We start from the raw sequence: 8,693 nt of genomic DNA on the forward strand, positions 1-8,693 counted from the left end.
ATCTCGATGGGATCCTCCACGCCCCGCGGGGTGGTGCGTCGCAGGACGGCCTTGAGGCGTGCCACCAGTTCGCGCGGTGAGAAGGGCTTGGTGATGTAGTCATCGGCGCCTGCCTCCAGCCCATGGATCTTGTTGTCCTCCTCGCTCTTGGCCGTGAGCATGATGATGGGCAGCTCACGGGTGGTATCTTCACGCTTCAGGCGCCTTGCCAGCTCGATGCCGCTGGTGCCGGGCATCATCCAGTCGAGCAGAACCAGATCCGGCTGATGGTCGACCACCATGGCGTGGGCGGTCTGGGCATTATCCGCCTCGAGTACCCGGTAATCGGCCATTTCCAGCGCCACGGCGATCATCTCGCGGATCGAGGCTTCATCATCGACGATCAGAACGGTCTTGTGGGTCATCGGGCGGCCTCTTGGTCATGGGCGATGACAGTGACGGTTTGATGACGATGACAGCACGTCAGGATGACAGTTGGATGACATCGAGACGTTCACCCCTTCATTACGGGCCACAGGCTGAGGGCGATACCGGCAAAGACCACCAGGCCCGACCAGTGATTGTTGAGAAAAGCCTGGAAGCAACGGTCGCGATCGCGCCCCCGGATCAGGACCTGCTGGTGGATGAAGGTGGCCGCCATGGCGGCAAGCCCCAGCAAGATGAAGCCGCCGAGCTCGAGTCGAATCCCCACCCAGGCCAGGAGCAGGAGTGTGGTGCCCTGCAGCAGGCCGATCATCAGCCGGTCGGCACGGCCGAACAGCACCGCGGTGGACTTGATGCCGACCTTGAGGTCGTCGTCCCTGTCCACCATGGCATATTCGGTGTCGTAGGCCACGGTCCAGGCGACGTTGGCGAGGAACAGCAGCCATGCCTCGGCCGGCACATGACCCAGCACGGCGCCGAACGCCATGGGAATGGCCCAGGAGAAGGCGGCGCCGAGGAACGCCTGGGGCAGGTGGGTATAACGCTTCATGAAGGGGTAGATGAAGGCCAGGACCACCCCCACCAGGGAGAGCATCACCGTGAAGAGGTTGGTGAACCACACCAACACGAAGGCGGCCATCACCAGAATCAGGAAGATCGCCTGGGCCTCGCCCTCATTGATGCGACCGGTGGCCAGGGGACGGTTTCGGGTGCGCGTGACATGGCCGTCCAGGTGGCGGTCGGCATAGTCGTTGATCACGCAGCCGGCGGCACGCATCAGGTAGACCCCGGCCACGAAGATCAGTAGCACATCGCGGCCGGGAAGGCCCTCGGCGGCGATCCACAGGGCCCAGAGGGTGGGCCACATCAGTAGCCAGGTGCCGATGGGCCGGTCCAGCCGCATCAGGTGGAGAAAGTCGGGCAGGCGCGCCAGCCCCTTGGGGCGCATTACGGTTCGGTCCATTTCGTCCTCGTTGAAGCCGGGGTGACCGGAAGACAGCCAGACTAGCGCGAAGGCAGGCCGAGGTCATCCGTCATGGTATCCAGGAACCATTCCTGGACCAGGACGGTAAAGCGGCGATAGCCGCGGCCGTGACGAAACACCGAACGCCTTCCCCAGGGGCCTGTGTCGGGGAAGAAGGGGGGCGGTGTCGCGGTGACCTCGATGGGGCTGCGTGCCAGTCCCGGCTGTCGAAACAACCAACTCCCCAGGGAGTTTTCCCCCAGCCGATCAAGACGCTGACCTCTCAGCTGCGTCAAGGGAACCACCGACCTGGCCACGACCCAGGGACGCTCCTCCAGGCAGAGGGCGACCTCCCGGCACCACGCCAGCTGGGTCCGGGGCATTGCCAGCCCCTGGCTCTCGTCGAGCCGTGGGCGAGCCAGTCGCTGGTCGAGGAGGATCACCCGGAAGGTCTGGCCGCCGCCGGCACAGATCAATCGGCTGGTGAGGGAGTCGCGTGATGCCACCCAGCGCCACCAGTCATCGCTCATGGCCGGCCGTGCCGACGTGAGGGGGCGCCAGCGGGGCTGGCGTCCGCCATGAGGGCTGAATGGCCGGTCGTGGCCAGGGGGAAAATCAGGCGTCGTGTCATCTGACACCGGCTGGCTCCGCATCAAAATCCAGGGGAGCGTAGTGTAGCATGTCACATTGACAGGCTCCCTCTGGCCGCCCGGCAAGACGCCCCGGGCATCATGCATCAAGGAATTTCATGAGCGCTCCCCTGACCATCATCGGTGCCGGCATGGCCGGGATCGGCCTGCTGCGGCAAGTACGTGGCCTGGATGAACGACGGCCGGTCACCCTGATCACCGCCGACAGCGGTGACGACTATTCCAAGCCACTGCTCTCCACCGGTTTTACCAAGGGGCTGCCGCCCGGGCGTCTGGCGATGCGCTCGGCACTGGAGGTGGCCGACCAGCTCGGCGCCGTGGTGCGTACGCATTCGCATGTCGAGTCGATCGACCCGGCCGCGCGGACCCTGCGACTCGGCCAGGAGACGCTCCTCTTCGGCGAACTGGTGCTGGCGACCGGCGCCGCGCCGGCCCTGCCCTTCATGATCCCCGAGTCCCTGGGTGATCGGGTCTTCACCATCAATGACCTGGACGATTATCGCGACTTCCATGCCGCATTGTCGGTGCTGGATCGTCCGGCTCGGGTGACGATCATCGGCGCCGGTCTGGTGGGCTGCGAGTTTGCCGACGACCTGGTCGGCGGGGGCCATCGCGTCAGCCTGGTGGCACCGGAGCGTGCGCCCCTGGCGAGATTCCTGCCGGAACCCCTGGGGCGGGCGCTGGCCGAGGCCTTCCGAGAGGCGGGTATCCACCTGGCCATGGGATGCAGCCTGGCGAGTCTCGAGGCGCAGGGCCAGGACCTGGCTCTCGCCTTGAGCGATGGGCGTCACCTGGAGGCGGATCTGGTCCTGGTGGCGACGGGCCTGCGGCCGAGAACCGAGCTTGCCCAGGCGGCCGGGCTCGAGGTCGGTGATAGTGGTGTCCTGACCGATCGCTGGCTGGCCACCTCGGCCCCCGGCGTCTATGCGCTGGGTGACGTTGCCTGTGTCGCCGGGGTCAATGCCATGTATGTTCAGCCCCTGCAGGCCGCCGCCCGGGCGCTGGCGAAGACCCTCACCGGTACCCCCACCCCGGTGTCCTATGGCGCCTGGCCGGTGCTGGTCAAGACCTCTCTGCTGCCGGTGGTCGCCTTGCCCCCCGTTGCCCGGCCAGTGCATTGGAAAATCGAGGGACAGGGTGCCGATCTGGCCGCCCTTGCCGAGGACGAGAGGGGACGTCTGAGCGGTTTTGCATTGACAGGATCCTGTGTCCGGCGGAAAGTCGAACTGGCGCGGGCGGCACCTCCGTTGCTAGGCTAGAGTACAGCAGCGGCAGCTGTACCATGAATTCAGGGGGAAACTCGCCGCGCACGGGTATGATTCGCAAGTCGTCCTGCCGGCTTTTCTCTTATTCGTGCCGCGGGAGTTCGGATCGGAAAGGCCTCATGAGAGTGGTGCCCGGACATACTATCGATCAACAATAACATCACCGGCGCTGACAGTCGGCGGTGACCCTAGCCAACATCAGGAGGGCTATAATGCGTAAACCAGAACTCGCGGCGGCAATTGCCTATCGCGCTGACCTGTCCAAGGACAAGGCGAGCCAGGTGCTCAATGTCATTCTCGACGAGATCACCGGGAGCGTGTCCCAGGGTCAGAATGTCGCGCTGATCGGCTTTGGTACCTTCACCGTTCGCGAGCGCTCCGCTCGCACCGGCAAGAATCCCCAGACCGGCGCACCCCTGACCATTCCGGCCAGCAAGACGGTGGCGTTCAAGCCGGGCAAGGGACTCAAGGACGCCGTTGCCAAATAACCGGTGATGGGCGGGTGGTCATGGGCGATCACGCGCAAACCGGTGCGGCCCGCCAGCAGGCGGGCCGCTGATGACAGATACCTCTGGCGGCGAATCGACATGAAGCTGCGACTGATGCTCTGGTTGCTGGGTTGGATGCTCAAGCGTGCCCTGCGACGCAAGCCCCGTTTTCGAGAGCAACTGACCGAGATGCGTGGCCTCGATTGGGGCATCGCCACCGAGGATCTTTCCATCGCCCGCTATTTCCGCATGTCGTCTCGTGGCATCCTCAGCGGCCGGGGACTACCAGTGGATCTTGACCTGGAACTGCGCTTCGAAGACGAGGCCACGGCGCTTCGGATATTGAAGAAACCCACTCAGCAGGCCTTTCTCGACGGCATGATGGCCGGCACCGTTCGCCTGGTCGGTGACTCGGCTGACCTGGCCAAGCTGCAGGGGCTCCTGCGACATCTCTAGACGGGCCAGCCTCCCCCTCCCTCGGCCATGTAGACTGGCCATCTGCTGTTATACTAACGTATAACATGATGATGCTGCCGACTTCCCTCTCCCTCTCCCTGTCCCTCCGACGTCTCTGGACGCTCGACACCTTCGCGCATGCCTTGCGCGTCTTCCGCCCTGTCGGAGACCGACGATAGCTGGCAGGGGCGGCTGCAGGCGGTAGGGGTCACTCTGGTCTGCTTCGCGCTCGCCGCGCTGAGCGTGCAGTGGCTCTTTCCTTATCCCTGGCTGTTCGCTCCGGCGCTGGGCGTGTCGACTTTTGTGCTGATCCTGGCCATCTATTCGATGATCGCCCTGGAACAGCACGGCGGTGTCCCCGAGGAAGGAGCCTGGCGCCAGCCGCTGTTGCTGCTGGTGGGCGCGGCCTGGTACGGACTGATCTCGGTGATCTGGTGCGCCTTGTTCGCGCGCCAGCCGGTCAAGCAGAGCCTGGCGTGGGTCTACCGTCGTCTGGGCCGCTACCTGAGCCTCAAGTCGACGCTGTTCGAGCCGTTGCAGGGACGCGATCTCGAAGCCACTCACCTGGCGCTCGCCCACCAGAACGGCGACGTGGTGGAGGCGCTCAATCAGGCCAAGGAGATGCTGTTTCGGCGACTCGGTAGTCCACGTGGCGATCGCAGGCTCGATCGCTACCTGAGGCTCTATTTCATCGCCCAGGACATTCACGAGCGGGCCAGCTCGTCGCATTCCCCGTATTCGTCGCTGATCGAGGCCTTCTTCCACCAGGATGTGCTCTTCCGTTGCCAGCGATTACTCGACCAGCAGGGACATGCCTGCAAGCGGCTGGGCAGGGCGTTGCTGCTCGATCGAGCCTTCGAGCACGACCGGAGCGAGCAGGCCCTGGAAGACCTGCGCGCCTCCATCGACCATCTGCGCACCCGCCAGCAGTCCGAGTGGCAGGGCTTGCTGCCACCGCTGGCGGCGCTCGCCGACAATCTCGCCGCCCTGGAGGCTCAGTTGTCCAGCGCCGAGCATCCCGAGGTGGCCCTGCCCGAGTCCGATGCCAGCCTCCATGACCGAACCCTGCACGGCCCGCGGGATGCCTGGGAGCGACTGCGTGCCAATCTGACCCTGAGCTCGCCGATCCTGCGTCACGCGGTACGGATGCCCATCGCCCTGCTGGCCGGCTTTGCCTGGCTGCAGGCCTTTGATCCCACCCAGGGGTTCTGGATCCTGCTCACCACGGTGTTCGTCTGCCGACCCGACTTCGCGGCGACAAAACGGGTTCTCGTTCAGCGTATCGTCGGTACCGTGCTGGGCGCTGATCTCGCTGTTCCCCCAGACGCTGGCTCAGTCGGCGATCGCCGTGATGGCCGGGGTGATGTTCTTCGCCAGTCGCCAGACACACTACATGCTGGCCACAGCGGCCATTACCCTGCTCGTGCTGTGCAGCTTCAACCAGGTGGGTGACGGCTTCGACCTGATCTGGCCGCGGCTGTTCGATACCCTGATCGGTGTGCTGATCGCCGGGCTGACCGTGCTATGGATACTGCCCGACTGGGAGGGGCGTCGCCTCTATCGCCAGGCCGCGACCTCACTGCTCAGCCAGCGTCGCTATCTGGAAGAGATCGTCCGCCAGTACACGACTGGCAAGCAGGACGATCTGAGCTATCGTCTGGCGCGACGCAATGCGCATAATGCCGATGCGGCGCTGTCGGCCCTGCTGACCAGAATGCTTCACGAGCCCCGCCGCCATCAGGGACACGATGTCGACGACGGCCTGCGTTTCCTGACGCTTTCCCATACCCTGCTGGGTTACCTGTCGGCGCTGGGTGTCCACCGTCTCCGTCAGGTAGACGACCAGCGGGATCGCGATGTGATCGAACTGGCCGAACGGGTGGCCGAGATATTCGGCCGCCTGGCCGAGCAGCTGGCGGCACGCCAGCCGATCAGCGGGCTGCAAGCCGAGGTGGCCAGTCTGCGGGAGCGACTCGATGCCCTGGCGTCCAGCGCGGCGGACGATGACACGACCTATTGGCCCATGCGTCACCAGCTCCGCCTGGTCTGTCGACAACTGGAGCCCCTCGGCGAGGCGGCCAATCGCCTGGTAGCGCCCACCGGGGAAGACAGTGGACCTGCCTCGGCGCGAGTCTAGACCTGGCCGTAGCGACCCGCCTCCTCGCCCAGCCAGCGGCGGATCAGCGGGCCGCTGGCCTCGGGATGGGTCGCAAGCAGGGCCTCGGCGAGTGCCGGAACCCGCTCCAGCAGGTCGGCATCCCTCTCCAGGTCGGCAATCTTCATCTGGGCCAGCCCCGTCTGTCGCGTGCCCAGTACCTCGCCGGGACCGCGCAGCTCCAGGTCCTTCTCGGCGATGCGGAACCCGTCGGTGGTCTCGCGCATCACCGCCAGGCGTTCCCGGGAATGGGCCGACAGCGGCGGATGATAGAGCAGCACGCAGAAGCTCTCGGTGGCGCCGCGGCCCACCCGGCCGCGCAGCTGATGCAATTGTGACAGGCCCAGCCGTTCGGGATTCTCGATGATCATCAGGCTGGCATTGGGCACATCAACCCCCACCTCGATCACCGTGGTGGCCACCAGTAGATCCAGCTCGCCGGCCTTGAAGGCGTCCATCACCGCGGCCTTCTCGCTGGCCTTCATTCGCCCGTGGACCAGGCCGATGGCCAGCTCCGGAAGGGCCTCGGTCAGCTCGTCGCGGGTCGCCTCCGCGGCCTGGCATTCCAGCACCTCCGACTCCTCGATCAGGGTACAGACCCAGTAGGTCTGGCGGCCCTCGGCACCGGCGTGGCGGATTCGCTCGACCACGTCGGGACGGCGCTCGTCGGGCACTACCACCGTCTTCACCGGGGTTCGACCGGGGGGCAGTTCATCGATCACCGAGACATCGAGATCGGCATAGGCGCTCATGGCCAGCGTCCGCGGGATTGGCGTGGCGGTCATTACCAATTGATGGGGTGTCAGTCCACCGGCCTCGCCCTTCTCGCGCAGGGCCAGGCGCTGGTGGACGCCGAAGCGATGCTGTTCGTCGATGATCGCCAACCCCAGGCGCTGGAAATGCACGTCGCTCTGGAAGAGAGCGTGGGTCCCCACCAGCATGCGGGCCCGGCCATCGAGGATCGCCGCCTTGGTGTCCAGTCGCGCCTTGCCCTTGAGCTTGCCGGAAAGCCAGGCCACCTCGATGCCCAGGGGGTCGAACCAGGTGCGGAAGGTCCGGTAGTGCTGCTCGGCGAGGATCTCGGTGGGTGCCATCATCGCCGCCTGACAGTCACCGGCGATGGCCGAGAGGGCGGCCATGGCGGCGACCACCGTCTTTCCCGAGCCCACGTCCCCCTGGACCAGACGCAGCATGGGTCGTTGACGGGCCAGGTCGGCGGCGATCTCGTCCAGCACCCGCCGCTGCGCCCCGGTCAACGAGAATGGCAGCTGGGTCAGGAAGCGTGCCTGGAGACCGCGGCCGCCGGCCAGCGGCGGGGCGCCATCCTGCTGGATCTGCTGGCGTACCTCACGCAGGCTCAGGCGGTGGGCCAGCAGTTCCTCCAGAGCCAGGCGGCGGCTGGCCGGGTGTCGCCCACCGGCAAGCTGCTCGGGGTCGGCGTCCGGCGGTGGGCGATGGAGGGCCCGCAGGCAATGGTGCAACTCGGGTAGCCGAAAGCGATGGCGGAGATCCCCCGAGATCCAGTCGGGCAGGGCCTCGGGGTCGGCATCGAGGAAGGCCAGCGCCTGGTCGATCAAGGCCCGCAGCCGGCTCTGGTGGAGCCCCTCGGTGGTGGGATAGATCGGTGTCAGGTGATCTTCCACCGGAGCGGTATCGTCACTCAGCAGGCGATACTCCGGGTGGTAGATCTCCAGACCGGTGGCCCCCGCCCGGGCCTCGCCGAAGGCGCGTACCCGGCCCCCGGGATGGAACTGCTGCTGCTGAGCTGGGGAGAAGTGGAAGAAGCGCAGGCTGAGAATTCCCGAGCCATCACGAAGCCGGACCAGCAGGCTGCGTCGTCGGCCCTTGACCACATCGCTGGCCATCACCTCGCCTTCCACCACCGCTTCGTGGCCGGCACGCAGGGTGCCGATGGGCGTGATGCGGGTGCGGTCCTGGTAGCGCAGCGGCAGGTGGAAGAGCAGGTCGGCGACACTGGCCAGGCGAAGCCTGGCCAGCTTGAGGGCAAGGGCCTCGCCGACTCCCTTGAGCGCGGTGACAGGTGCTTCGAGGTCACTCATGGGAGCAGGCTGTCGGCGTCCCGGCAACCGGCGATGGCCCGGGTCACGGCATCGATGGCCTTCGGCCTGGGAAAACTGGCACGCCAGGCGATGGCCACGGTTCTCGACGGCCTGGGGTCCGCGAAGGGGCGGCTGACCAGCAGCCCGCTCTCGTAATGGCTGGTACCGATGGCGGAATGCGGCAGGACCGTGATGCCCAGCCGGGACGCCACCATATGGCGGATGGTTTCCA

The 8,693-nt window shown here is 66.0% G+C and carries 8 protein-coding genes and 2 pseudogenes; 5 read left to right on the forward strand and 5 right to left on the reverse strand.

The window, feature by feature from the left end:
• From ACESMD_RS07720 to ACESMD_RS07730, 3 genes are all read right to left on the reverse strand, one after another.
• The coding region (locus tag ACESMD_RS07720) for a response regulator (RefSeq protein ID WP_372611912.1) at window positions 1-404 on the reverse strand (404 nt) is incomplete at its 3' end.
• Window positions 405-493: 89 nt separating this feature from the next.
• Window positions 494-1,387, reverse strand: coding sequence for a 4-hydroxybenzoate octaprenyltransferase (ubiA, locus tag ACESMD_RS07725; protein WP_372611914.1), 894 nt, complete (start codon window positions 1,385-1,387; stop codon window positions 494-496).
• A 41-nt stretch (window positions 1,388-1,428) separates the two neighbouring features.
• Window positions 1,429-1,917 (reverse strand): chorismate lyase, encoded by a 489-nt coding sequence (locus ACESMD_RS07730; protein WP_372611916.1) that lies wholly within the window; start codon window positions 1,915-1,917, stop codon window positions 1,429-1,431.
• 218 nt (window positions 1,918-2,135) lie between these two features.
• Here ACESMD_RS07730 and ACESMD_RS07735 point away from each other — a divergent pair, with 218 nt between their 5' ends.
• The 5 genes and pseudogenes from ACESMD_RS07735 to ACESMD_RS07755 all read left to right on the forward strand — a co-directional run bounded on the left by ACESMD_RS07735 (window position 2,136) and on the right by ACESMD_RS07755 (window position 6,383).
• Complete coding sequence (locus ACESMD_RS07735) at window positions 2,136-3,296, forward strand: FAD-dependent oxidoreductase (protein WP_372611918.1); 1,161 nt, start codon at window positions 2,136-2,138, stop codon at window positions 3,294-3,296.
• A 218-nt stretch (window positions 3,297-3,514) separates the two neighbouring features.
• On the forward strand, window positions 3,515-3,790 hold the full coding sequence (locus tag ACESMD_RS07740; protein WP_372611920.1) for an HU family DNA-binding protein: 276 nt from the start codon (window positions 3,515-3,517) through the stop codon (window positions 3,788-3,790).
• Between the two features lie 99 nt (window positions 3,791-3,889).
• A complete protein-coding gene (locus ACESMD_RS07745; protein ID WP_372611922.1) occupies window positions 3,890-4,246 on the forward strand; it encodes a hypothetical protein in 357 nt (118 codons plus the stop codon).
• A gap of 138 nt (window positions 4,247-4,384) precedes the next feature.
• Window positions 4,385-5,188: pseudogene (locus tag ACESMD_RS07750) on the forward strand (YccS/YhfK family membrane protein); the annotation flags it as partial.
• Between the two features lie 204 nt (window positions 5,189-5,392).
• Window positions 5,393-6,383, forward strand: a pseudogene (locus tag ACESMD_RS07755) (FUSC family protein).
• Here ACESMD_RS07755 and recG read toward each other — a convergent pair.
• Window positions 6,380-8,461: an ATP-dependent DNA helicase RecG gene (recG, locus tag ACESMD_RS07760; RefSeq protein WP_372611924.1), complete on the reverse strand. Its 2,082-nt coding sequence runs from the start codon at window positions 8,459-8,461 to the stop codon at window positions 6,380-6,382. The pseudogene ACESMD_RS07755 and the gene recG sit on opposite strands and share 4 nt — an antisense overlap.
• On the reverse strand, window positions 8,458-8,693 hold a 236-nt coding region (locus tag ACESMD_RS07765; RefSeq protein WP_372611926.1), incomplete at its 5' end, for a LysR substrate-binding domain-containing protein. The genes recG and ACESMD_RS07765, both read right to left, overlap by 4 nt.

This window comes from Halomonas sp. (genome assembly GCF_041689495.1).
Classification (GTDB): domain Bacteria; phylum Pseudomonadota; class Gammaproteobacteria; order Pseudomonadales; family Halomonadaceae; genus Halomonas.